The sequence below is a fragment of the Ruegeria lacuscaerulensis genome (assembly GCF_013031245.1).
GTDB lineage: Bacteria > Pseudomonadota > Alphaproteobacteria > Rhodobacterales > Rhodobacteraceae > Ruegeria > Ruegeria lacuscaerulensis_C.
Window position 1 is genome coordinate 145042 of the sequence record NZ_WPZL01000005.1, and the last position, 24191, is coordinate 169232.

Genomic DNA, 24191 nt, shown 5'->3' on the forward strand with positions numbered 1-24191 from the left:
CAGATTACCCGGCCCGCCCGGAAATTGGCATGGCGTCAATTGACGATTTTTTCGTCCTTGACGAACATGTTGGCCCAGGCTCGATCGACCAGATCGGGGCTCATCTGATAAGGGATGCCTTCGAATTCGCAGATCGAGATCATCTGGTCGATCAGGAAAATCGGCTGGTAGTTGGCGTAGATATTGCTGATGGTCGGGTATTTGACCTTCAGCAAGTGTACCAGTGCCGCCTCATCCAGCGGCATGCCGCGTTTGCGGGCCACCATGGCGAAGATTTTCAGGAAGTTCTCCTGGTCCGGGCCATCGATCTTGATCTTGAAGAAAATCCGGCGCAAGGCCGCCTGGTCGAAGATTTCATTCGGGTGGAAGTTGGTTGAGAAGATGACCAGCGTATCAAAGGGCACCTCGAATTTTTCACCCGACTGCAGGCCTAAGATATCTTTGTTCTCTTCCAGCGGAACAATCCAGCGGTTAATGAGCGCCTGCGGCGGCTCCTGCTGACGGCCAAGGTCGTCCACGATGAAGATGCCGCCGGTCGATTTCAACTGCAGCGGTGCCTGATAAGTTCGCGCCGTCGGGTTGTAGACCAGATCCAACATGCTGAGCGACAGTTCACCACCTGTCACCACAGTCGGACGTTCGCACTGCACATAGCGCGAGTCGAACCGTTTGCGGCGGCGCAGGCTGTTGGGGTCGTCGGGTTCCTGCTCGATGGCGGTGTGAACGATGGGGTCGTAAACCGTGATTACCTGACCGGCATATTCGATGGCAAAGGGCACATAAACACTGTCGCCCAGAGCATCCCGAATTCCATTTGAGATAGAAGACTTACCGTTGCCCGGTGGACCATACATCAGGATCGACCGGCCCGCGCTGACAGCCGGTCCAAGGTGGTCCAGCAGACTGTCTGGCAGAACCAGATGGCCCATCGCGCCGATTAGCTGATCACGAGTCACCTGAATATTCCGAATCGACTGGCGCTTGACCTGTTCGCGGTAAACATCCAGCGGAACCGGCATGGCGCCGAAATACTCGGACTGACTTAGCGCGTCCAAAGCGCGAGCCTTGCCGGCATCGGTCAGTTGGTAGCCCATTTCATTTCCGCTGTTCGCGTTCAGCGTACCGGTTGCCTCAATCAATTTCTGCTCGCGCGAAATGTCGATCAGTTCCTGTGTGACGGATCCAGGCAGACAGATCGCCTGGGCGATTTCTGTGACGGTATCAACATTTTTGCGAAAGATCGTTTTGAGCAGGATGTCCCGCATCATAACGATGGGCAATTTCATTTCGCCCAATCCCTTAGGGGTAGGGGGGGCCATTACCGAGGTTGTCTGCATATTCATGAGCGTTGCCCGTCTATCCAGTTTTCACGCGAATAGCCCCGCAAAGGGCCGCTTTTGGAAAATTTGGCTTTGGTTTGTGTCAGCACCAAGGCGGGGACAAGGCGGACTGATGATAGTTTACGAGCCGTAAACAGTTCCTAAAATCAAATAAATGGCCAAGCTTCCGCCCAGCGGAAAGCCCAGGGGAAACTGTTTGGGTCTGCTCCAGCTTTCCCAGTCTGGCGCGATGCGTCTGAGCGCGGTATGCCGCGCCATCCGGTGCGTGACAAACGCGGCAAGGGTAGTTGCCACAAATATGAGGATCACCAGAATGTAATCGCCAGGCCAGACGAAGGGCGACGCCGCTGCAAGGAATTTTGCGTCTCCGGCCCCCATGACACCTGCTGCGTTTAGCAGGATTCCCAAGAGCAGGATGACCACGATATGGAGCAGTTGCCAGACGTAAGGCGGAAGCGATACCGCAAGCGGGCCTATCCCACCTGACGTCCACCCGGTCGACCATGGGGGTAGCACGAACAAACCCACAACGGCAAAAACAACGGCCAACGCAACTACGGCGTGGTTCTTGATCAGCATGTCACGCAGATCCGTGAATGCCACGTAGAAACAGATCGGCAGAACAATCGGCAAGAATGAAACCGCTGCAATTGCAGGGATGTTCATTAATCAGGCTTCCTCGAGCGCGCGAAGCGACCGGACGGCCTCGTCATAGTGCTGAGGATGCGTGGCAATAGCTTCCCGGAACAGGTTCTTGGCCGTTGCCACGTCACCCTGTTTGACCGCAGAGATTCCCATCGTATTTAGCAACATGGCACGTTCAACCTGGGACATCGGAACAACCGGCAGGTTGTAGTTCCCTTGGGCGGCGCGCGCCAGAACAAGGTTGTTTTTGGCTGTAAACAGGGACTTGTCCTGTCGGATCGCCTCGGTGAAAAGACGTTCGGCTTCGGCATATTGACCGCGTGTCAGTTTGGAATAGCCCCAGTTATTCATGACACCGGCGGGGCGTGTGGTCAGACCAACAGCAGTTTCATAAAAATGATCTGCACGCTTCCAGTCTTTCTTGGAGTCAGCGACAACCGCCTCAAGGCGATAGCGTTTGAAAGTTTCGAAGGTTGGCGGGATAGAATCCAAAACCTTTTTGGCCTGACCCCAATCTCCCGAGCGCACCAGGGCGTCGGCATATTCGACCTTGTCGACATTTGTGGCGCCCTTCATGGTCGTCACTTTTTTCCAGGCAGAGGCCGCCTCGGTCGCGCGTTTTGCACGTGAAAGCGAAATCGCCAATCCTCGCTGCAGGTCAATCCGGTCCGGATTTTGAGATGTAGCGCCCTGAAAATATGTGACAGCTTCATTTGGGTCGGCCGCAGTCAGCAGGACTTCGTTCAGGTTGGTTTCGTCAATGACGTTTATCTCCTGAAACGTGCGCTCGACCTTTTCTTCCTCGGTTTCTTTTTCGCACGCGGACAGGATCAACCCGACCATCACAATTGACGGAATCAAGAATTGTTGGCGCATTTTTTGCGTCCCTTACTGCTCTTGCCTGTGTTACGGGAGCTTGCGTAGCGTGAAATGTCCGTCGCCCAGCTGCTCCAGCGTATATTCTTGTTCTTCCTGCGTAGTATTAACAGGATTTTCCATTTTTGCGAGGGCTAAGCGCAGATTGTCGCGGATTGCGTCACTTTCGCCATTGTCTAGTGCGTAGGCGCGTCGAAAGACATTTACCGCCTCGGGATATTCGCCGACTTCAATCAAAAGAACGCCCAGATTGTTCCAGGCGACGGGCCAGTCGGGGTCGTCTTCGACCGCACGCCGTAACAGCGTCTCCGCTTGCCCGAGGCGCTTGAGACCCAGATTTGCGGTTCCCATTGACGTCAGAATTTCTGTCGTCAATCCCTGTTCAAGCGCTGCGCGCGAAAAGGAGTCCAGTGCAAGTTCATATTCGCCGGCTGCCATCAAACGGTTTCCGACCATTAATTGATCTTCACCCTGAGCATTGGGGTCGATACCCGGAGCATCCAGGTCATCAGAAAAGCCTGTATTTGTGCAAGAGGCCACCATGGCGACAACCACAGTGGCCTGAAATGCTCGGCGTATCCCGGAATGGATGCACCTGAAGTATTTTATCATGGGGTTATCGGCGCCCCGCCTCCACCTGCGAACTCTGCGATGCCTTTTGCCGAAGGTCCGACCAGAATGACCAGCAACGGCGGCACCGTCAGCATCATTGTGGCAAGTGTCATTTTGGTTGGCAACTTATTCGCTGCCTCCTCGGCGCGCATAACGCGTTTGTCGCGCATTTCGTCGGCGTAAACCCGCAGTGCTTCGGCGATTGACGTTCCGAATGTGGCTGACTGGATCATTACTGTCACAAATGAACTGACGTCCTGAACTCCGCAACGCGTTCCGAAATCGCGCAGAACTGTATCTTTGTCCTTACCGGCCTTCAACTCGTAGGCCACGACTTCGAACTCTTGCGCGATATCCGGGTAGGAAACTTTCATTTCACCCGCAACCCGAACGATAGCCTGATCCAGGGACTGGCCCGCCTCAACACAGACCAGCATCAGATCGAGCGTGTCAGGGAACCCCGAGGTGATCGCCTCTTTCCGTTCGGCCACGCGTCTGGTGATCCAGTAACGGGGCAGGAAGTATCCAGCTGCCGCGGGGATAAGGACGCGGATAGCCATTTGTGTGGCGTCGAACTCCTGGTCACCGGCCAGTACCGTCACCAGCATCACACCGATAAGTATGCCCACGATCCCCAGAGCGAATTGCGCAAAATGGAAGAACCTTACTGAATCTTTAGAATGATACCCAGCCTGGCGCAGCTTGAGCTGCATGGCCGACAGTTCTTCTTCGTTCTGGGGTTCAAGGAACGTCGCAAATTTCTGTAGCTGCTCATTGCGGCCGGTGGTGCGGAGCTTATCCTTCTTGGATTTGTCCTTTTTTGGCGCAGCGGTGGACCGTTGCAGTTTTTTGAGCGGGTCTTCTGGCTGGTTGAGCAACAGAGGGATCGTCACAAGTATCATGAACAATCCCAGAACGCCGACAACAATAAGTGGACCGAATTCGCCCAGGTGTTGTTTTAGCAGGTCGTTGATTTGAGTCACGAATTCCATGGCGGCGTCCTCAGACCTTGATGTTTGTTAGAATGCGCATGACGATCAGGTTCAGCGTCAGCATGATCCCAACAAAGAAACACGCCGGAATGAAATAGGGGTGATCGATCACGTCGTCATAGTAACCGGGATCTTTCACCAGGATGAACACCAGACAAAAGACCGGGAAGCCTGAGAGGAACTTGCCCGACCACTGCGCTTCGGCGGTGATCGCCTTGACCCGCCGGAACAGGCGGAATCGCGCGCGGATCACCTTGGCCAGACCGGCCAGGATTTCGGCAAGGTTGCCGCCCGATTGTTGTTGGATGCCAACGGCGACGGACAAAAAGCGAAGGTCCTGCATGTCAAGCCGTTCGGCCAGGTCTTTCAGTGCTTCGCCCACATCGCGCCCATAAGCGCATTCGTCGGCAATCACACCGAATTCAGTGGCCAGAGGGTCCGGAACTTCATTGGCGACAATCTGAATCGACGAAACAAACGGGTTACCAACACGCAGCGAGCGGACCATCAGTTCCACGGCCTCGGGCAATTGCTCCTCGAGCATTCCCATCCGTTTTTTGGCTTTGCGGCTCACCCAAGTGTAGACACCGCCAACGCCAATAGCGACCGAAATCGCTACCCGCAGGACTGTATCCGTTGCTGTTCCGATGCTCAGGCCTACAAAGGCAAAGCCGGACACCAATACCATGATCATGATCAACTGTCGGGGGGTGAAGGCAATGGCTGCCTTTTGCGCCTTGTCAGCCAGCAATGAGTAGAGCGGGATGCTCTGTGTTTTCATATGCTGCTGCATTTCCTTGCGCAGCTGTTCCAGAACCTGCTCGCGCCCCACCCCCTTGTCAAGCATGTCAAGACGGCGGTTCACCCGACTGTTCAGGCTGATGGATTTGCCGAACGCTACCAGATAGATACCTTCGACCAGAAAGAACACTGCGACGAAGATCACAACATAAATAAGCGCCTCTACGGGCAGTTGCATATCAGAATCTCCTACACAGTCGGTTCATAAATGGATGGGGGTAAGTCAAAGCCCCAGAGGCGGAAGCGCTCAGAGTAATGGCTGCGAACGCCGGTGGCCGTGAAATGACCGATGATCTTGTTGTCGGGGGTCAGGCCAACACGTTGGAAACGAAAGATTTCCTGCATCGAGATCACATCACCTTCCATGCCCGTGATCTCGGTGATCGAGGTCATGCGACGCGAACCGTCCTGCAAACGGCTGGCCTGCACGATCAGGTTGACAGCCGAAGAAATCTGACTACGAACGGCCTTGATCGGCATTTCGATCCCCGCCATGGCAATCATGTTTTCCAGGCGCGAGATTCCGTCCCGGGCCGAGTTGGCGTGGATCGTCGTCATCGAACCGTCGTGACCCGTGTTCATGGCCTGCAGCATGTCGATCACTTCCGCGCCGCGCGTCTCGCCTACGATGATGCGGTCAGGGCGCATCCGCAGGGCGTTTTTCAGACAGTCGCGCGGGCTAACTTCGCCTTTGCCTTCCACGTTGGGCGGGCGACTTTCCATTCGGCCCACATGGGTCTGCTGCAGCTGAAGTTCCGCCGTATCCTCGATAGTCAGGATGCGTTCGGCATCGTCGATAAAGCTGGACAATGCGTTCAGCGTGGTGGTTTTACCGGAACCGGTACCGCCTGACACGATGATGTTCAGGCGGGTCGAAACCGCGGCCTGCAGGTAAGCTGCCATTTCCTCGGTGAATGCGCCGAAATTGACCAGGTCGTCGATGCCCAGCTTGTCCTTTTTGAATTTACGGATGGATACAAGCGAGCCATCCACAGCAATCGGCGGAACCATCGCATTGAAACGCGAGCCATCGGCCAGGCGGGCGTCAACGTAGGGGTTAGATTCATCAACACGGCGGCCCACAGCGGAAACGATCTTGTCGATGATCCGCATCAGGTGCTTTTCGTCTTTGAATGTGATTTCGCTGATTTCCAGCCGACCGTCGCGCTCCACAAAGATCTGTTGCGGACCGTTGACCAGAATGTCGTTGACCGTGTCGTCCTGCAGCAGGGTCTCAAGCGGACCCAGCCCCGTCACTTCGTCATACAGCTCTTTGTTCAGCTGGGTGCGGTCTTCGCGGTTTAGAACGATGTTGCGGGTTTCCAGGACTTCGCTTGCAATCGCGCTGATTTCCGCGCGCAACTCCGCCTCGCCTGCATTTTCAAGCGCTGCAAGGTTCAGGTTTTCCAGCAACTCACGATGCAGCTCGACTTTGATTTCGCCCAGACGCTCTTTGCGCTTACGTTCTTTGTCGTTAACGACAACTTCACCCGCCTTTTTCTGTAACGGGCGCCTGGCAACTGCGTTTGCGGTAGCCGCCTTTTCAGCTGCAGGAGCTGGCGCCGCAGCCGGAGATTTCTCTGGCGTCTGTACCGGCTGCGCTGCGGACGTTTTTTTGTATCTCGAAAACACGGCGGCTCTCCCTTTGGGAATGTGTTACGCGGCTTCGGCGCTGCTGCTACCAAGGCTGTGAAGCGATTTCGCCAACTTCGCGATTTCCCGCCGCAACGGGTTCTTTGCCGCCGAATTGGCCAACGGCAGACCGTGGTCGCCGCTTTGCATGACGGGCTTGCCGCCATCTGGCAATTGCAGGTCGATCGAAATGCCCAGGCTTTCACCCATACGTTTCACCCGGCTCTTGCCGTTCAGGTCAGTGAATTTCGGTGCGCGATTCAGCGCGAAGCGGAGCTTGTTGAAGGGGAGCTCTTCGGCTTGCAGAGCGCGCTTAAGGCGCAGTGCGTTTTGCGCCGAGCGCATATCCAACTCAATCATTGCAAAATACACGTGGGCAGCCTGAAGAATGGTTTCGGACCAATGAACCAACGTTGAAGGCATATCCACGATGACATAGTCGAAGTGCTTTCGCGCAGTGTCGATCACGCGTTCTATGTCTTCCGGGGTGATAAGGTCCAGGGGAACCATATCCGACGGAGCCGTCAGCACATGCAGTTTTTCTTCGTAGGTTTGAATCGCTTGCGAGAAGACTTCGCCATCCATCGAGGCCGTGTCCGACAGCATCTCAAAGACAGTTTCCCGACGCGGAAGGTCCAGATATGTTGAAACAGTGCCGAACTGCAGGTCCAGGTCGATCAGGCACACGGATGGTGCTTCTTTGCTGGACACGGTGGCAAGTTCCCACGCCAGGTTAACCGCCAGTGTGGTCGAACCCACACCACCGGCCAGACCATGTACCACGAACAGCGCGCCTTCCTTCGATTCTCCGTCGGTCAGCGGTGCAGCGGCCTGGGCAGGTGCGACCGGATCGGGTTGGTTCATCCGGTCAATGGCTTCCTGCAATTCCCCTTCGGGAAGAGGGTAGGGGACAAATTCATCCGCGCCTTTGCGCAGCAGCTGATGCAGTGATGCCGGTGTGACATCTTCGGCGATCAGGACAATCTTGATCTGTTTTTCTTTGGCCCGAGCGATGATTTCGCCCATCAGCGACAGGTTATCTTCATCTTCGCCATCAATTGCCAATGCGACGAATTGCAGAGAATCGGCGTCGGGCTGGCTGAAAAACGCCAGGGCTTCGGCAAATCCAAGATCACCCCAACGCTCTCCCAGGGCGGCTTCCATATCTTCGATCAGCAGATCGAAATTCTGGACATCTCGGCTGATGGTGCATGCCAGAATGGCGTTTTCGTCTTTTGGCGTGGCGCTTGTCATTAACACAATCCTCGTCGAAAGGGCCGTCATATCCAGTGAACCGGTAAGGTTCGCCTGGTTATCTTTTGCCCCATTGCGGCCAATTCGGGTCGCAGATCACCTAATTGTTGAAAATGTGGTTTGGAACTTAGGCAACATTTGGGCGCAAAAGAACCAATTGTAGGGAAATGGGCGACGATGCCGCCCATTTCTTGGAGATTATTCTTCCCCAGAGCCTTCAGCCGTATCTTCACGCTGGATGTAGCTGGATCTCGTCGCGCTTTCGACATACTCGCGATAGATCACTTCGGCGTACTTGCCGTCCAACAGTTGCCCTGCACGATCGACAAAGCCAGATACTTCGGTCACCGTGCGACGGTTGCGCCGATCTCTGTTCGGTGTGTCGATAAGAGGGCGAGACTTGCCGAATGACACGACCGCCTCGAGCCGGGACCTAGAAATCCCTTGTTGAGTCAGGAAGGCCACAGCCGCATTCGCGCGCCGCTGTCCCAGGCTTTTGTTATATGCCGTTGAGCCGACGGCATCCGTATGTCCGTAAACACGGAACCGCGCCTCGGGGAACTGTTTGATCCAATCGGCCTGCCGCAGCAGAATGCGCTGCGCGGACGCGTCCAGTTGGGCGCTGTCAAAGGCAAAGTTGATCTGCGTCGGCACTTCGGCTGCGAACCGCTGACCCAGGATCTGGGCGTAAGTCAATTCGCCATTCATGACCTGGACGTTGTTGAGGGTCGCATTTCCGAATGCACCTTGGTCGACTTCGTATCCGGCCTCACGCGTACATGCGGCGACAGCGACCGAAAGACCCAGTGTAATGATCCACTTCTGCATTGGTCCTATCCTCCTAATCATTCCAGGACGTAGCCGTAAGAGCTGCCAAAGTCCTGTTTGGCGACTTCGGATGCGCCACCGGAACCCGTACGCACAGTGCGTGCCGTTCTTCCGTTTACGAACAGATCAAATTCGCTGGGTGGTTTGACCCGGTCGGTCGGCAATGCAAGTGCTTCACCGCGAGTCGGTGAGACCAGATGCACGGTGACGATGATGACAAGTTCGCTTTGCTGGCGCTGGTATTCAGCACTGCGAAACAAAGAGCCAAGAACCGGTACGTCTCCCAACCAGGGAATCTGGCTGTTCAGGTCTGTAAAGTCATCCTGAATCAGACCCGCGATCGCAAAGCTTTCACCGTCGCGCAGTTCAACCGTCGTTTTTGTCTGGCGTGCGATAAATGTTGGCACGTTGTTACCGGCAATTGTAAAGTCGGAGTTACTGTCTATGCTCGAAACGGATGCGCCCATCTCGAGGTTGATCAGATCACCGTCTACCACGCGCGGTGTAAATAGAACCTGCACACCAAAATTGCGGTATTCAATGGCAATGTTGCCGTCATCCGCAGGAACTGGAATTGGAACTTGGCCACCTGCCAGGAATTCGGCTTCCTGACCCGACAGGGCGGACAGGTTCGGTTCTGCCAGGCTGCGCGCAAGGCCTTTGGCCTCAAGCGCTTCCAAAAGCAGGCGAACCTGCGTTGATCCGGCACCGAAGCCGAAGAGTATCGCGCCCGTGTTTGTTTGCTGTAACGGAATTCTGTTATTCAAAGCGTTATCAAGCGCGGGGAAGGAGTTCAGTGTGTTGAAACCACCGGACGAGTCGCTGCCACTGAAACCCAGCGATGCAGTCAGGCTTTTCGCGACCGACCGGTTCATCTCAGCAAAGCGCACTTTCAGCATAACCTGCTGAACGCCGCCAACCGACATCAGGTTGGAAACGCGCTCGGGCGCATAACGTTCGGCCAATTCCAGAGCACGGGCCAGCTTTGCCGAACTCGAAATAGTGCCGGAAAGAACGATGCCGTCGTTGGCTGTTCGTACTTCAATAGGTTCAGACGGCAAAATCTGCCGTAGCCTTTCTTTGAATTCCGAGACATCCGGAGATACGCGGACCCTAACGTTTGCAAGCAGATTGCCTGCGCCGTCAAACAGCGTCAGCGTGGTCAGGCCCGGAGCCTTACCCAACACATAAATTGTGCGATCCGAAAGCGACGAGATGTCAGCAATGCCGGCATTGGCGATGCTGAGTTCCGCGAACGGTTGTTCGCTTTCTACGACGATTGCGCGGTTCATCGGGACGTCCAGCGTTTCCGCCGTGCCATTCTTAACCACACGCAAAGTTTCCGCCCAGGCCGTATTGCCGACTGGACTAATTACAAGCGCCAACCCTAAAAGGGTCGCGCTGATCCAAGAACGTACTGTCATGTGACCTGCCTCTCCGATCACGCCTCGTTTTCTGGGTCTAGTGCCCTATGCCAACAAACACTGCGCGAATTACGATTTTATTGCAATAATCAATGGTTTCCGGATTGTTCCTTATGTGGACAATCCGCAACATTCAAAACGAAACAAACCGCGCAAAGGGCGCGGCTTGTGCCGGTAAAGCTCTGATTTAACGTCAGTTTGTACAGGGGATGACAGTCTTGACGATCTCCGCACCGCGTCGTGTGTTGACCGTACAGACTTCTTCCTCGACTTTGACGGGTGCGGGGGCCGCCTCTTTGATTCCCAGCAATTTTCGCTGGTCCACTTCGACAGCACTTGCGACAGTGTCGTCCTGTACTCCAACCAGTGCCAGTGACAGGCGTCCGGTGTTTTGAGCCTGAGCCAGAGCCGCAATCTGCTCAGGCGTGGCGGCCACAGTCACGGTACGGGCTATCGTCGCGCCCGTTATGTCGGACCCCGCAGTTTGATCGACTGCGATAAGCTCGATACTGGTCTGGATCAATCGGGTGATTTCACCGCTACCGCCTTCGATCGCGCGGCCTAAGGATCCTGTCCAGTAGACATCAACATTGTCGCCAGGGCGCAAAAAGCCCGAAACCCCGGACGCGACATCTACACTGATGGCAAAAGCGCGTTTGCCTTTTTCGATGCGAGAGGTCAGTCCGGCTGCCTCGCCGGGATTAGTGACCTTGACGGCCATCAAGGCTTCGTCTTTTTCCATGGCTCGCTGGATGTATCGGTCGCCTTTGGCATTTTCTGGAAACAATACCGCCATGTCCAGGAAGCTGCCTTCTGGAATTGCGTCCTCGGGCCAGTTCACAATCCGAACGTCTTCGCTGGTCAGACGTTCTCCGTATTTCAGAGCGCGGTTGGATACAATAACACCCACGGTGGCAACCGAGCTGACATTCGCAAGTGCGTCCTGAGCTGCCTTACGTTCTTGCGCAAGCTGAGCTTGATACTGGGATATGTAGTCGCGCGCCATATAAACGGCGCCTCCGGCCAAAGCCACCCCGAGAATCAAAACAAGTCCAAATACTGCACGCATGCGCGTTCCCTCGTATTCAAGTTTTCTATTTGATCGTCGTAGGGAATACGACGTCAGTCGTCCTCTGCGTAAGAGTCAATTGTGTCGAAAAGGGGGACAATCCTAGATTTTTTACCGCCCGTGTTTTTCCGCACACGTTTCGGGGCGCGGGTAGCGTTAATTTCCGTAGTCGAAAACGATTTCCTGAACCTCGATGCTGGACAGTGCGTTTCCAGTTTCCGTGTCCACATGCCGAATCCCGCCCGAAAAGTTCACGAATACCAGAGTGCCGAACCCGACCAGACCGGCAGTAAGCATGACCCAATCAATGGTCACCGCACCGTCTTCGCACGCATTGAATTTTGCTAAACAGTTCATACTGGCCATCTCACTATGTCGTTTTATGAAATAGAAAGGGCCACAACTCAAATGAGTGCGGCCCCCTTTGAAAACTTGTGAGACGCTAAATTACTTCGGCGTAATTGCGGTCGACGGAGTGGCAACGGTCACACTGCTCAGCGCGGTTTCAACAGTGTTTGCCAGTTCGTTGGTACCGTTACCAACCTGTGTGTAAGCAACAGCTGCCAGACCAACGATGGCTGCGGTCAGAACAACCCAGTCAACAGTTACGGCGCCGTCTTCGTCTTTGCGGAAGTTCTTGATGAACTTGATCATGTTACGTCCCTCCTAAAGGATCAAATGTCAATTAAACCTCGGGGTCTTCCAGAGCTTCGTCTCTCAGTCCGCTCCCGACCGTCTCGGTATGGCTATATGTTTGCCTGTCAGGCGTGGCAGGAATTGGGCCAAACACCGTTTTTTTCTTCCAGAGTTTAACTTTTTGGTAGTTTTTTTTATAACTATCAGAAAACAAACGAAAAAAAATTTGATCTATGTGGTGGCACCCGGCATTGGCGGTGCATAATTGTGCCAAATGAGGCGAAATTGCCCCATTTCGTACTGTTTTTCTGGCCTTATGGCCTGTTTCAAGGTTCAAATCCCCCAAAAGAATAAACGTGAGGCAGGCAAAATGAATCTCCGGGACGCACTGACCTGTGCCGGCGTGTTGGTATCGTTGATGTCGGGATCTTTGCCCGCCGTGGCAAACGATCTTGAACCCCGAGGCGTTTATAAGAGGGTAAAGGCCCCAAAGCCGGGCGCGCGCCCCAAGGTGACCGTTCAAATCTCGCCCGAGGAACATGCCGCAGCTCCTTTCGCTCCCAGCACTGGCACTGAAATCGTCGTTCCGGAAATCATTGCACGGACCAAGGTAGTACCTCCTGGCGTTCCTGGGGCGGCCTCGCAGAAGAAGCCGGTCGGGTCATACAAAGCTTTCTGGGACAAGATTTCTCCGGCATTGGCCGAATCCCGCGCCGGACGGCTGAAAGATGCGATGAATGCCCTGGCTGCGATCAACGTGGCTTCGCCGCGGTTACAGTCCCTTCAGAACATCGCGCAGCAACAGGGGATTGAGATTCTGCGCTCGACTGTAGGTACGAAGGTTTCGCCCGCGTTGGTACTGGCGGTGATTTCCGTCGAATCGGCAGGGCGGGCAGACGCGGTCAGTTCAGCCGGAGCGCAGGGGTTGATGCAGTTGATGCCTGCGACCGCTAAGCGATTTGGCGTGCAAAACAGTTTCCACCCGGGTCAGAACATCTCGGGCGGAGTGAAATACCTGAATTGGTTGATGGAAGAGTTTGGCAATGACCCCATCCTCGTATTGGCGGGCTATAATGCCGGAGAAGGGGCCGTGCGCAAACATGACGGCGTACCGCCATACGCAGAAACTCGGGACTATGTACCAAAAGTCCTGGCAGCGTTTCAGATTGCCCGGGCTTTGTGTTCCACGCCGCCGCAACTAATATCGGACGGATGTGTGTTCCAGACCCTGAATTAAAAAAGGCCCACCAAATTAGGTGGGCCTTTTCATTGAAGTCGATCAGTTGACGATATTTGCTTCGGTCGCGCCGCGAATCTCGTCTTCGGTCACGCCTTCTGCAAGTTCGACGATCTTCAGACCGCCATCAACCACGTCAAGAACGCCCAGATTGGTTATGATGCGATTTACCACCTTCTTGCCGGTCAGGGGCAGGGTACACTTTTTCAGCAGTTTGGATTTGCCATGTTTGTTGGTGTGATCCATCACAACGATCACACGGCCAACACCGGCCACAAGGTCCATCGCACCGCCCATGCCTTTGACCAGCACGCCGGGGATCATCCAATTGGCCAGATCACCTTCTTCATCGACCTCCATCGCGCCCAGAACGGCAGCAGCGATCTTGCCGCCCCGGATCATGGCAAACGAAGTTGCACTGTCGAAATACGAGGTGCGGGACAGTTCAGTGATCGTCTGCTTGCCTGCGTTGATCAGGTCTGCGTCCTCTTCGCCCTCAAAAGGGAAAGGGCCCATGCCCAGCATGCCGTTTTCCGACTGTAGGGTGATGTCCTTGTCACCCACATAGTTCGCCACCAGCGTCGGAATCCCGATGCCGAGGTTCACATACATGCCGTCTTCCAGCTCTTGTGCCGCGCGGGCGGCCATCTGATTGCGATCCCAGGGCATTATGCTTCCTCCTTCTTACGGGTGGTGCGCTGTTCGATACGCTTTTCATGCTCGCCCTGAATGATGCGATGCACATAGATGCCGGGCAGGTGGATCGCGTCCGGATCCAGCGAGCCACGCGGGACAATTTCCTCGACCTCGGCGATGCAGATCTTGCCACAAGTCGCTGCCGGTACGTTGAAGTTGCGGGCGGTCTTGCGGAAAATCAGGTTGCCCGTGTCATCGGCCTTCCACGCTTTGACAATGGCGAGATCGGCAAAAATGCCTTCCTCCATGATGTAGGTTTCGCCGTTGAAATCTTTGTGCTCTTTGCCCTCGGCGATCACGGTGCCCACACCGGTCTTGGTGTAGAAACCCGGAATACCCGCGCCACCGGCGCGCATACGCTCGGCCAGAGTACCCTGCGGGTTGAATTCCAGCTCCAGCTCTCCGGCCAGGTACTGACGCATGAATTCCGCGTTTTCACCGACATACGAGCTGATCATCTTTTTGACCTGCTTGGTCTGCAACAGGATACCGATGCCGAAATCATCCACCCCAGCGTTGTTCGAGGCAAAGGTCAGATCCTGAGCACCGGATTCCTTGATCGCCTCCAACAGCAGTTCGGGAATGCCGCACAGGCCAAACCCGCCCGCGGCAATCATCATGCCATCCGTCAGCACCCCATCAAGCGCCTCGGTGGCATTGGCATAGATTTTCTTCATGGAAAACTCCCCCAATGACATGGTGATGAGCAGGTTGTGCCGCCACGTCACGGGGAAGTCAATGAAACCAATGGGGTGATGGTATTTCTACCTAACCGTCCTTAGCTGACGGCTTTTTTGGCAGTCTTCTTGGACGCAGCCTTTTTCTTGGGGGCAGCCTTCTTCTTGGTACCTTTCTTCGCGGCCTTCTCGTTGGCCAGTTCAACGGCCATTTCCAGCGTTACATCCTCGGGCTTGATGTCCTTGGGAAGGGTTGCATTGACCTTTTCCCATTTCACATACGGACCATAGCGCCCATCCAGAACCTGAATCGCACCACCATCAGGATGTTCGCCCAGCTCTTTCAGTGGCTTTGCCGCAGCCTGCCCGCGTCGTCCCGGATTGGCGCGCTTTTCCGCCAGCAGTTCAACCGCCCGGTTCATGCCGATCTCGAACACATCGTTGGGGTCCTTGAGGTTGGCATAGACCGGCTTGGCTTCCTCCGGTAACTGGTGCATCAGGTAAGGCCCGAACCGTCCGAAATTCGCGCTGATCATGCCGCCCTCGGGGTGCTCTCCGATCTTGCGTGGCAAGCTGAGCAGCGTCAGGGCCTTGTCCAGATCCATGTCGTCCTTGTTCCACCCGCGCGGCAACGAGGCGCGTGGCGGCTTTTTATTCTCGGGCGTAGGCTCTCCGCGCTGAACGTATGGGCCAAAGCGTCCTGATTTCAGCCAGATCTCATCACCCGCATCGTCGCCCAGCAGTCGTTCTTCACCCTGAGCACCCTCACCGGCGATCGGACGGGTATAGTTGCATTCGGGGTAATTGCCGCATCCCACGAACCCACCGGTACGCGAGGTTTTCAGGTGCAGCTGACCCACACCGCATTTCGGGCAGATCCGAGGATCGGATCCGTCTTCGCGCGGGGGGTAAAGTTGCGGGGCCAGCGCCTCGTCCAGCTTGTCCAGAACCTCGGAAATCCGCAATTCGGACGTCTCGCCGATTGCAGCCGAGAAATCGCGCCAGAACTTGCTAAGCAACTCCTTGTAGTCACGACCACCCGCGCTGACATCGTCCAGCTGTTCCTCAAGATTGGCAGTGAATTCATAGCCCACATATTGCCGGAAGAAGTTCAGCAGAAAGATCGTGACAATCCGTCCTTTTTCCTCGGGGATCAGCCGGTTCTTGTCCTTGCGCACATATTCGCGATCCTGAATCGTGGTCACGATCGAGGCGTAAGTCGAGGGGCGTCCGATGCCCAGTTCTTCCATGCGCTTGACCAGAGTCGCCTCAGTATAGCGAGGCGGCGGCTGAGTGTGGTGCTGCAGGGCCAGAACGGATTCGTTTTCGGATAAAACTGCCTCTTTCGCGACCTTGTCGCCGCTTTCACTGGTTGCCTTGGTGAACTGGTCGCGCAGCGAGGTCTTGGCAAAGCGGGCCGGATCGCCCTGCATGATCTGAGGCAAGCGCTTTTCATCCTCGTCCGCAACGTCATCGCGACCTTCTTCGTACACACGCATGAAACCGTCAAACATCACCACCTGACCGGTAGCGCGCAATCCAACTTGACCATCGTCGCTGCCGATTTCGACCGTAGTGCGTTCCAGACGCGCGGCGGCCATTTGGCAGGCGATGGTGCGCTTCCAGATCAAGTCATAGAGCTTGCGCTGGTCCTCGTCCGTCACCTTCAGCGCCCTGGCGTCCCGCGCCATATCCGTGGGACGGATACACTCGTGGGCTTCCTGCGCATTTTTGGCCTTGTTCTTGTAAATACGCGGGCTGTCGGGCACGTATTCCGCACCGTACCGATCCGCAATCGCCTCGCGCGCTGCGGTCACGGCCTCGGGTGCCATGTCGATGCCGTCGGTCCGCATATAGGTTATGTATCCAGCCTCGTAGAGCCGCTGCGCCACCTGCATCGCGTGGCGTGCGCCCATGCCGAATTTGCGGCTGGCCTCTTGCTGCAGGGTCGATGTCATGAACGGTGCGCTGGGATTACGCGCGGCGGGTTTGGCTTCGACCGAAGAAACGCTCAGCGCGCGGCTGGTGATGGCCTGAACGGCCAGTTCGGCCTGCGTTGCGTTGGCCAGATCATGCTTGTCCAGCTTTTTGCCAGCCAGGGTAACCAGGCGGGCCTCATAAGTCTGGCCGCGCGGCGTTTCGAACAGCGCACGAACCGACCAATATTCCACCGGCTTAAACGCTTCGATCTCCATCTCACGCTCGACGATTAGGCGCAGGCAGACCGATTGCACGCGGCCAGCCGATTTCGCACCGGGCAGCTTGCGCCACAATACGGGGGACAGGTTGAAGCCCACGAGATAATCCAGCGCGCGACGGGCCAGATAGGCTTCGACCAGAGGCATATCGACCTGACGCGGGTTCTGCATCGCCTCGGTCACGGCGTCCTTGGTAATGGCGTTGAAGGTCACACGGCTGACGGGCGTGTCCTTCTTGATCGAGCGGCGCTTGGTCAGCGCCTCCTGCAGGTGCCAGCTGATCGCCTCGCCTTCGCGATCGGGGTCAGTGGCCAGGATCAGCGCGTTGTCTTCCTTCAGGGCGTCGGCAATGGCCTTGACGTGTTTGCGGCTGTCGTTTCCGACTTCCCATTTCATGGAAAATTCATGCTCGGGATCCACCGATCCGTCCTTGGGAGGCAGATCACGTACATGGCCATAAGACGCCAGTACCGTGTAGTCAGGGCCAAGATATTTGTTGATTGTTTTGGCTTTGGCCGGGGATTCTACAACAACTACAGGCATTTAAGGGAAAACCTCGCTCGACGGATTGGGCGCCTTCTATGATCGTGCAAAATGTGTAGGGCAAGAGCGAATTGTCAATGCGTTCCTTTAAATATGGGATTTTGGCGGTGTTTTCAGGTCGATACGCGCCGAGAATTTCATCGCAGTCGTCGCACCGGTTCCACTAAGCGCCCAGTTATGCGGTCAGGGACAACAGCCCGCCGGGCTGCCGCTGGATTCGACCCTCAAGCTCCAGATCAACAAGAGCCGGGCCAATCTCTCCGGCGGTCGCCCTGATGTCTCGGATCAACTGGTCTTCGGCAATCGGAGAGGGGCCCAACCGGGCCAGAATTTCGCCATGGAGCGATTCACTTGAAGGTGCCGGTTTAGCGGCGGGGCTGGGGGATTGCGATACCTCAATCATTTCCGCCTGCATCTGAGGCAGCGCCTCTATCACGTCCTCCGCGGAACGTACCAGCGTCGCGCCATCGCGGATCAGCAGGTTGCACCCTGTCGCCCGGGCGTCAAAGGGATGGCCGGGCACGGCCAGAACCTCGCGCCCCTGATCCAGCGCGTCCCGCGCCGTGATCAGGCTGCCGGATTTGGCGGCGGCCTCGACAACGACGACCGCCTGAGCCAGGCCAGAAATGATCCGGTTACGACGCGGAAAATGACGGGCCTGAGGTGTCACGCCCATCGGTTGTTCCGACAATCGCAGCCCTGATTCTCCGATGCTTCTCGCTAGATCAGTGTTTTCGGCCGGATAGATTACATCTACACCGCCTGCCATGACTGCCACCGTCCCAGTGTCAAGTGCCGCCATATGGGCCGCGGTATCAATGCCGCGGGCCAGACCGGACACAATGACATAGCCTTGTTTGCCAAGGTCAACCGCCAGACCACGCGCCATCCGTGCCCCCAGTGACGAACAGTTTCGCGCTCCAACCATCGCAATGACTGGTTTGCTCAGGATCGACAGGTCGCCGATCGCCCAGAGTAACGGTGGGGCATCGGAAAGATCATTCAAAGCAATAGGAAAGTCGGCGGCCCCAAGGCACAAAAGCCGCGCATTTGCGGCTTTTGCGGCCTTGAGTTCCGCCTCAATCACACCGGGCGGGCAAATTTCATACCCTTTGATACCGGCAGCGCGCGCCATTTCGGGCAGCGCGGCCAGCGCGTTCTGCGCTGAACCATGTTCCCGCAGCAGCCGACGAAAGGTCGCCGGACCAACCTTGCGAGAGCGCAACAGACGAAGCCAGGAAAACCGATCCTCTTCCGTGGTGGGTGGGAGTGTGGGGTGATAGGAAGAAAGCTGCTCTTCGGTCATCCGATGCTCCGCCTGGTTGCAGAACTGGTTTACGGTTGCCGGGGTTAACAGCTTGTGAATCCGATCAAATTTTTCGGATAATTTTCCGAAATTGACGGGAAGATCGGTGTAAGCATCAGATAACAAGTGAAAAATAATATGCCGGCTTAAAGGGGGGGGGCTTCAAGCCGGCGTCAAAACCGGATGGTCGTTGGTGCACGAGGTTAACCATTCTCGTGACCGATTCTGTGTCAGGCCGCCGATCCGCCGACTGTCAGGCCGTCCATCAATACGGTTGGCTGGCCGACGCCTACCGGTACCCACTGGCCGTCCTTTCCGCAGGTGCCCATGCCCGGATCGAGCGCCATATCATTGCCAAGCCCCCGGATGCGGTTCAGGGCGGACGGTCCGTCGCCGATCAGGGTTGCGCCTTTGACCGGAGCGCCAATCTTGCCGTTTTCGACCCGGTACGCCTCGGTGCAGGAGAACACGAACTTGCCATTGGTGATATCCACCTGACCACCGCCAAAGCCGACGGCCCAGATGCCGTCTTTGATATCGGCCACAAGCGAGGCCGGATCGGCGTCGCCGCCCAGCATCACTGTATTGGTCATACGTGGCATGGGCTTGTGTGCATAACTTTGTCGCCGCCCATTTCCGGTGGGTGCCACGCCCATCAGGCGAGCGTTCTGGCGGTCCTGCATATAGCCGGTCAGGACGCCATCCTCGATCAATACTGTGCGCGAACTTGGTGTACCTTCGTCATCCACCGTAATCGAACCACGCCGATCCGCGATGGTGCCGTCATCCACAACCGTCACGCCTTTCGACGCGATCTGCTGCCCCATCAGCCCGGCAAAGGCCGAGCTTCCCTTGCGGTTGAAATCGCCTTCCAGCCCGTGACCGATGGCCTCGTGCAGTAGAATGCCGGGCCAGCCGGGGCCAAGGGCAACCTCCATTACACCGGCCGGGGCAGGGACGGCGTCGAGGTTGACCAGTGCGATCCGCAGCGCCTCGCGCGCTTTGCCCTGCCAGTCGGCCGGATCGATCAGACCGTCCAGCCCCACACGGCCTCCGCCTCCGTCAGAACCACTTTCGCGGCGACCGTTCTGTTCGACAATGACCGAGATGTTCAGACGAGTCATCGGGCGTACATCACGCACCAGAACGCCGTCGGGGCGCAGAATCTCGACCTCCTGCACGGCAGCGGCGATTGTGGCGCTGACCTGTACAACGCGTGGATCCAGATCGCGGGCAAAGGCATCGATCTCGCGCAGCGTTTCAATTTTGACCGGAAAGCTGGCGGATTCGATCGGGTCTTCGTCCGTATACAGGCGCGTATTGGTGGCGCGGGGGGCATCGGCCAGCACACCGCCGCCATCTCCCACGGCAAGGCGGGCCGTTTCAGCCGCGCGTTTCAACGCGGGAATCGATACGTCCGTGGAATGCGCATAGCCAGCAACTTCGCCCTGCACGGCCCGCAGGCCAAACCCTTCGGACGCGTCATAAGAAGCGGTGCGCAAACGCCCGTCGTCAAAGACCAGAGACTCGGATTTTCGCCGTTCAACGAACAGTTCTCCGTCCTCGGCCCCGGCAGTGGCAGACTGCAATACCGCAAGCGCTTCGTCCCTCGGAAGAGCGCTTTCAAAAGGGCGAAACGGGTCGTTTGGCATCGGATGGGACCTTTCGAGTTTGATCCAGATCAAAAATAGCGTCTGTTTGACGCAAGCATTTTGCTTTATCTACCCGAAGGAATATGGTTTTTAACGCGGCCAAAGACAACGGGTGAGGTGTGACCGATTCACGCCTTTTCGCCAGGGACGTAAAGATCAAACGATCAGGACAGAAAATGAAGAATGCTTTGATGCTTTCGGGGTTTGTGACAGCCCTCTCCAGCCTTCCCGCCATGGCTCAGGAGCTTGAGATTATTGGCAAGCCGGTCGATGGCGGCTTGGGATTCCAGCCTGCGGCCACCAGCCTTGCAAGTGGGATTCAGCGGCTGGACGGTATGATTCTGGTAATCATCACCGCGATCTGTCTGCTGGTTGCGGGCCTGCTGATCTACTGCATCGTGCGCTATAACTCGCGTGTTAATCCGACTCCGGCGCGATTCTCGCACTACACCCCGGTTGAAATCGCATGGACTCTGGGTCCGATTCTGATTCTGGTCTTTATCGGTGCCTTTTCGCTGCCGGTTCTGTTCAAGCAGCAGGAAATTCCGGAAGGTGACGTGGTCATCAAAGTCGTCGGCAACCAGTGGTACTGGACCTACGAATATGTAGACCATGACTTTGCGTTCGACAGCTACCTGCTGGGACATCCGGCCACATTGGACGAAGGTGCACGCCCTGCGGATGCAGACGTAACCCCATTTGTTCTGGATGACGCGATGCGCGCCAAGCTGACCGACGCGGGCTATGGCGAAGACGAGTGGCTGCTGGCTACGGACACTGCTGTGGTCGTTCCGGTTGGCAAGATTGTTGTCATGCAGGTCACTGCGTCAGACGTGATCCACTCGTGGGCCATCCCGTCCTTCGGCGTAAAACAGGACGGCGTTCCCGGGCGTCTGGCCGAGCTGTGGTTCCAGGCTGACAAGGAAGGCATCTACTTCGGTCAGTGCTCGGAGTTGTGCGGTAAGGACCACGCTTATATGCCGATCACCGTCAAAGTGGTCAGCGAAGAAGCGTATGAGCAATGGCTGCAGGGGGCTCTGGAAGAGTATGCCGGTCAGCCTGCGACCTATCAGGTTGCCTCGAACTGAATTAGGCCACGGCCTAATTGAAATATGATGCAGGCTGCGCAGGTTTTGCGCAGCTTTCGCCCCAGAAGGACCGGAAATGAGCGACGCAAGCATCAATGCCAGCACCGTAACCGCGCAAACCCGCGCGGACGAGGCCAGCTTTGGCGATTACTTCGCGCTGCTGAAGCCGCGCGTGATGTCGCTGGTCGTTTTCACCGCTTTGGTTGGCCTGTTGGCGGCGCCTGTTCCTGTGCACCCTTTTGTCGGCTTCTGCGCCATCCTGTTTATCGCTATCGGCGGCGGCGCGTCCGGCGCGCTGAACATGTGGTGGGACGCGGATATCGACAAGGTGATGAAACGCACCAAGGGCCGTCCGATTCCATCGGGTAAAGTTGAAGAAGGCGAGGCGTTGGCACTGGGACTGGCGCTGTCCGGGCTGGCAGTGATCATGCTGGGTCTGGCGACGAACTGGTTCGCCGGAGCCTTTCTGGCATTCACGATCTTTTTCTACGTCGTCATCTACACGATGTGGCTGAAACGCCTGACGCCGCAGAACATCGTGATCGGTGGCGCGGCCGGAGCGTTCCCTCCGGTTATTGGTTGGGTCGCAGCCACCGGTTCGATGTCGATCGAGCCGTGGCTGATGTTTGCCCTGACCTTCATGTGGACACCGCCGCATTTCTGGGCGCTGGCGCTGTTCATGCGCTCTGATTACGACGACGCGGGCGTTCCGATGCTGACCGTCACGCACGGTCGCCGCGCGACACGCTGGCATATCCTATTCTACACTGGCCTGCTGGCCCTTCTGGCTGTCGGTACGGCGTTTTCGGGTATTGGCGGCCCGTTCTACCTGACCGTAGCGGTGGTAATGAATGCCCTGTTCCTGCGTGGCGCATGGCGAATTTCCCGTCGGACCGAGGAGGACGCTGAAGCCGACAATTTCAAGGTCGAGCGCTCTTTCTTCAAACTCTCGCTGCTCTATCTTTTCCTGCACTTCGGCGCGATTCTGGTTGAAGCGCTGTTGAAACCTTATGGGCTGGGAGGCTGGTCATGAGCCTGCGTAAAAGCCACGAATTGCATCAACGCCGGTTCAGCCGCAATCTGGGGGTTGGCCTGACGCTGGCCGCCTTTATCGTAATCATCTTCGGCTTGACGATCGTTAAAGTCTCGGGCACGGATTTCGGAATGGCGACGCACGAGGTGCAGAACTGATGGCGCTGTCTGGTCCTCAGAAGACCGTTGCGCAGACGGTGGGTGTGGTTGTCCTGATGGGCAGCCTGGCCTGGGCGGCGGTGCCGTTCTACGACTGGTTCTGCCGTGTCACCGGGTTTGGCGGCACGACTGGCGTGGCCGAGACCGCGCCCGACGATATTCTGGACCGCACTGTCACCGTCCGCTTTGACGCCTCAAAAGCCAAGGACATGGCATGGGAATTCAAGCCGGTTGAACGCGAGATGGAAGTGCGGATCGGCGAAACCGGGCTGGCGTTCTATGAGGCGTATAACCCCACCGACCGAGCGATTGCCGGGCAGGCGTCCTATAACGTTGCACCCTATTCGGCTGGTGGCTATTTCCAGAAAATCGCCTGTTTCTGCTTTGAAGAGCAGGTGTTGGAGCCCGGTGAACGGGTCCAGATGCCGGTGACATTCTTCGTCGATCCGGAAATGGTCGAAGATCTTGAAGCCAGGTATGTGCATACGATCACTCTGTCGTATACATTCTACGAAATTGACCTGCCCGAGGGCTATGCCGCCCTTGAGAAGCAGGCTGATACAACAACGAACTAAAGCCTTTAGGTGAGGGACACTGATGGCACACGCAAAAAATCATGACTACCACATTCTGAACCCCTCGATCTGGCCGCTGATTGGCGCGATCGGCGGGTTTACGATGCTGTTTGGAGCCGTCCTTTGGATGCACGGTATCACGCCGTTCATGTTCTGGGCCGGTCTGGTGGCTGTCCTCTACACCATGTTTGCCTGGTGGTCTGACGTTGTGGCCGAAAGCCGCGCGGGTGATCACACACCGGTAGTGCGCATCGGCCTGCGTTACGGCTTCATCCTGTTCGTGATGTCCGAGGTAATGTTCTTCTTTGCCTGGTTCTGGTCGTTCTTCAAACATCGCATGTATCCGATGTACGACTATGCCGGCACCGAATACATCCAGCCGGATATCCACGCGGTTGACCCGTTCCACCTGCCGCTGATCAACACCCTGGTTCTGTTGCTGTCGGGCTGCGCCATCACCTGGGCGCACCATGCCTTGGTGCATGGTAACGACCGCAAGGCTCTGGTGCAGGGGCTGGCAATCGGTATTGCACTGGGCATCGCATTTACTGCGCTGCAGGGCTTTGAATACTTCGAACTGCTGGCCCATGATGGCTGGAAATTCGGCGGAGATCAGTTCTATTCGAACTTCTTTATGGCAACGGGTTTCCACGGTGCGCACGTCATCATCGGCACCATCTTCCTGTCGGTCTGCCTGATCCGGGCGCTGCGCGGAGATTTCACACCGGAGAAGCACGTGGGCTTTGAAGCCGCAGCCTGGTACTGGCACTTCGTTGACGTTGTCTGGCTGTTCCTGTTCTTCGCAGTCTACATCTGGGGTCAGGCCCCGCTGATGTAACGCCGGTCAGGCTGATCAATTGCAAAAGCCGCCCTTGTGGGCGGCTTTTTCTCTATCAGGGCGCAAGATTGCGCCCGATAC

At 56.5% G+C, this 24191-nt stretch carries 24 protein-coding genes; 6 read left to right on the forward strand and 18 right to left on the reverse strand.

The window, feature by feature from the left end; all coding sequences use genetic code 11:
- Nucleotides 1-35 precede the first annotated feature (35 nt).
- The 13 genes from GOX66_RS08895 to GOX66_RS08955 form a co-directional block, all read right to left on the reverse strand.
- Nucleotides 36-1343 carry an ATPase gene (locus GOX66_RS08895; RefSeq protein WP_170761712.1) on the reverse strand — a complete coding sequence of 436 codons (1308 nt, stop codon included), beginning with the start codon at nucleotides 1341-1343 and terminating at the stop codon, nucleotides 36-38.
- Nucleotides 1344-1460: 117 nt separating this feature from the next.
- Nucleotides 1461-2006 (reverse strand): prepilin peptidase, encoded by a 546-nt coding sequence (locus tag GOX66_RS08900; protein WP_170761714.1) that lies wholly within the window; start codon nucleotides 2004-2006, stop codon nucleotides 1461-1463.
- Nucleotides 2007-2009: 3 nt separating this feature from the next.
- A complete protein-coding gene (locus GOX66_RS08905; RefSeq protein ID WP_170761717.1) occupies nucleotides 2010-2861 on the reverse strand; it encodes a tetratricopeptide repeat protein in 852 nt (283 codons plus the stop codon).
- Between the two features lie 30 nt (nucleotides 2862-2891).
- Complete coding sequence (locus GOX66_RS08910) at nucleotides 2892-3416, reverse strand: tetratricopeptide repeat protein (RefSeq protein ID WP_336509462.1); 525 nt, start codon at nucleotides 3414-3416, stop codon at nucleotides 2892-2894.
- 53 nt (nucleotides 3417-3469) lie between these two features.
- A complete protein-coding gene (locus tag GOX66_RS08915) occupies nucleotides 3470-4465 on the reverse strand; it encodes a type II secretion system F family protein (protein ID WP_170761720.1) in 996 nt (331 codons plus the stop codon).
- 10 nt (nucleotides 4466-4475) lie between these two features.
- Entirely contained in the window at nucleotides 4476-5444 is a 969-nt protein-coding gene (locus GOX66_RS08920; RefSeq protein ID WP_170761722.1) for a type II secretion system F family protein, read from the reverse strand.
- 11 nt (nucleotides 5445-5455) lie between these two features.
- Entirely contained in the window at nucleotides 5456-6898 is a 1443-nt protein-coding gene (locus GOX66_RS08925) for an ATPase, T2SS/T4P/T4SS family (protein ID WP_170761724.1), read from the reverse strand.
- A gap of 24 nt (nucleotides 6899-6922) precedes the next feature.
- Nucleotides 6923-8152 carry a CpaE/TadZ family protein gene (locus GOX66_RS08930; protein ID WP_170761726.1) on the reverse strand — a complete coding sequence of 410 codons (1230 nt, stop codon included), beginning with the start codon at nucleotides 8150-8152 and terminating at the stop codon, nucleotides 6923-6925.
- Nucleotides 8153-8350: 198 nt separating this feature from the next.
- Complete coding sequence (locus tag GOX66_RS08935) at nucleotides 8351-8980, reverse strand: OmpA family protein (protein ID WP_170761728.1); 630 nt, start codon at nucleotides 8978-8980, stop codon at nucleotides 8351-8353.
- Nucleotides 8981-8997: 17 nt separating this feature from the next.
- Nucleotides 8998-10404, reverse strand: a complete 1407-nt coding sequence (locus GOX66_RS08940; protein WP_170761730.1) for a type II and III secretion system protein family protein — start codon at nucleotides 10402-10404, stop codon at nucleotides 8998-9000.
- Between the two features lie 193 nt (nucleotides 10405-10597).
- Nucleotides 10598-11473 (reverse strand): Flp pilus assembly protein CpaB, encoded by an 876-nt coding sequence (cpaB, locus tag GOX66_RS08945; RefSeq protein WP_170761732.1) that lies wholly within the window; start codon nucleotides 11471-11473, stop codon nucleotides 10598-10600.
- 156 nt (nucleotides 11474-11629) lie between these two features.
- Nucleotides 11630-11830: a hypothetical protein gene (locus GOX66_RS08950; protein ID WP_170761734.1), complete on the reverse strand. Its 201-nt coding sequence runs from the start codon at nucleotides 11828-11830 to the stop codon at nucleotides 11630-11632.
- Nucleotides 11831-11920: 90 nt separating this feature from the next.
- Nucleotides 11921-12127 (reverse strand): Flp family type IVb pilin, encoded by a 207-nt coding sequence (locus tag GOX66_RS08955; protein WP_170761736.1) that lies wholly within the window; start codon nucleotides 12125-12127, stop codon nucleotides 11921-11923.
- A 352-nt stretch (nucleotides 12128-12479) separates the two neighbouring features.
- Between GOX66_RS08955 and GOX66_RS08960 the strand changes: the two genes are divergently transcribed.
- Nucleotides 12480-13346, forward strand: coding sequence for a lytic transglycosylase domain-containing protein (locus GOX66_RS08960; RefSeq protein WP_170761738.1), 867 nt, complete (start codon nucleotides 12480-12482; stop codon nucleotides 13344-13346).
- A gap of 42 nt (nucleotides 13347-13388) precedes the next feature.
- On the opposite strand, the gene GOX66_RS08965 is transcribed toward GOX66_RS08960, so the two are convergent.
- From GOX66_RS08965 to tldD, 5 genes are all read right to left on the reverse strand, one after another.
- Nucleotides 13389-14015 (reverse strand): CoA transferase subunit B, encoded by a 627-nt coding sequence (locus GOX66_RS08965; protein ID WP_170761740.1) that lies wholly within the window; start codon nucleotides 14013-14015, stop codon nucleotides 13389-13391.
- Nucleotides 14015-14719, reverse strand: a complete 705-nt coding sequence (locus GOX66_RS08970; protein WP_170761742.1) for a CoA transferase subunit A — start codon at nucleotides 14717-14719, stop codon at nucleotides 14015-14017. The genes GOX66_RS08965 and GOX66_RS08970 overlap by 1 nt, the downstream gene beginning before the upstream one ends.
- A gap of 101 nt (nucleotides 14720-14820) precedes the next feature.
- Entirely contained in the window at nucleotides 14821-17460 is a 2640-nt protein-coding gene (gene topA / locus GOX66_RS08975; RefSeq protein WP_170761744.1) for a type I DNA topoisomerase, read from the reverse strand.
- A 175-nt stretch (nucleotides 17461-17635) separates the two neighbouring features.
- Nucleotides 17636-18766 (reverse strand): DNA-processing protein DprA, encoded by a 1131-nt coding sequence (gene dprA / locus GOX66_RS08980; protein WP_170761747.1) that lies wholly within the window; start codon nucleotides 18764-18766, stop codon nucleotides 17636-17638.
- A 230-nt stretch (nucleotides 18767-18996) separates the two neighbouring features.
- Nucleotides 18997-20418 (reverse strand): metalloprotease TldD, encoded by a 1422-nt coding sequence (gene tldD / locus GOX66_RS08985; protein WP_170761749.1) that lies wholly within the window; start codon nucleotides 20416-20418, stop codon nucleotides 18997-18999.
- A gap of 176 nt (nucleotides 20419-20594) precedes the next feature.
- Here tldD and coxB point away from each other — a divergent pair, with 176 nt between their 5' ends.
- The 5 genes from coxB to GOX66_RS09010 all read left to right on the forward strand — a co-directional run bounded on the left by coxB (nucleotide 20595) and on the right by GOX66_RS09010 (nucleotide 24110).
- Complete coding sequence (gene coxB, locus GOX66_RS08990; RefSeq protein WP_170761752.1) at nucleotides 20595-21506, forward strand: cytochrome c oxidase subunit II; 912 nt, start codon at nucleotides 20595-20597, stop codon at nucleotides 21504-21506.
- A gap of 76 nt (nucleotides 21507-21582) precedes the next feature.
- Nucleotides 21583-22539, forward strand: a complete 957-nt coding sequence (gene cyoE, locus GOX66_RS08995; protein ID WP_170761754.1) for a heme o synthase — start codon at nucleotides 21583-21585, stop codon at nucleotides 22537-22539.
- Nucleotides 22536-22697: a hypothetical protein gene (locus GOX66_RS09000; protein WP_170761756.1), complete on the forward strand. Its 162-nt coding sequence runs from the start codon at nucleotides 22536-22538 to the stop codon at nucleotides 22695-22697. The genes cyoE and GOX66_RS09000 overlap by 4 nt, the downstream gene beginning before the upstream one ends.
- Nucleotides 22697-23272, forward strand: coding sequence for a cytochrome c oxidase assembly protein (locus tag GOX66_RS09005; protein ID WP_170761758.1), 576 nt, complete (start codon nucleotides 22697-22699; stop codon nucleotides 23270-23272). The genes GOX66_RS09000 and GOX66_RS09005 overlap by 1 nt, the downstream gene beginning before the upstream one ends.
- A 22-nt stretch (nucleotides 23273-23294) precedes the next feature.
- Nucleotides 23295-24110, forward strand: coding sequence for a cytochrome c oxidase subunit 3 (locus GOX66_RS09010; RefSeq protein WP_170761760.1), 816 nt, complete (start codon nucleotides 23295-23297; stop codon nucleotides 24108-24110).
- Nucleotides 24111-24191: the final 81 nt, after the last annotated feature.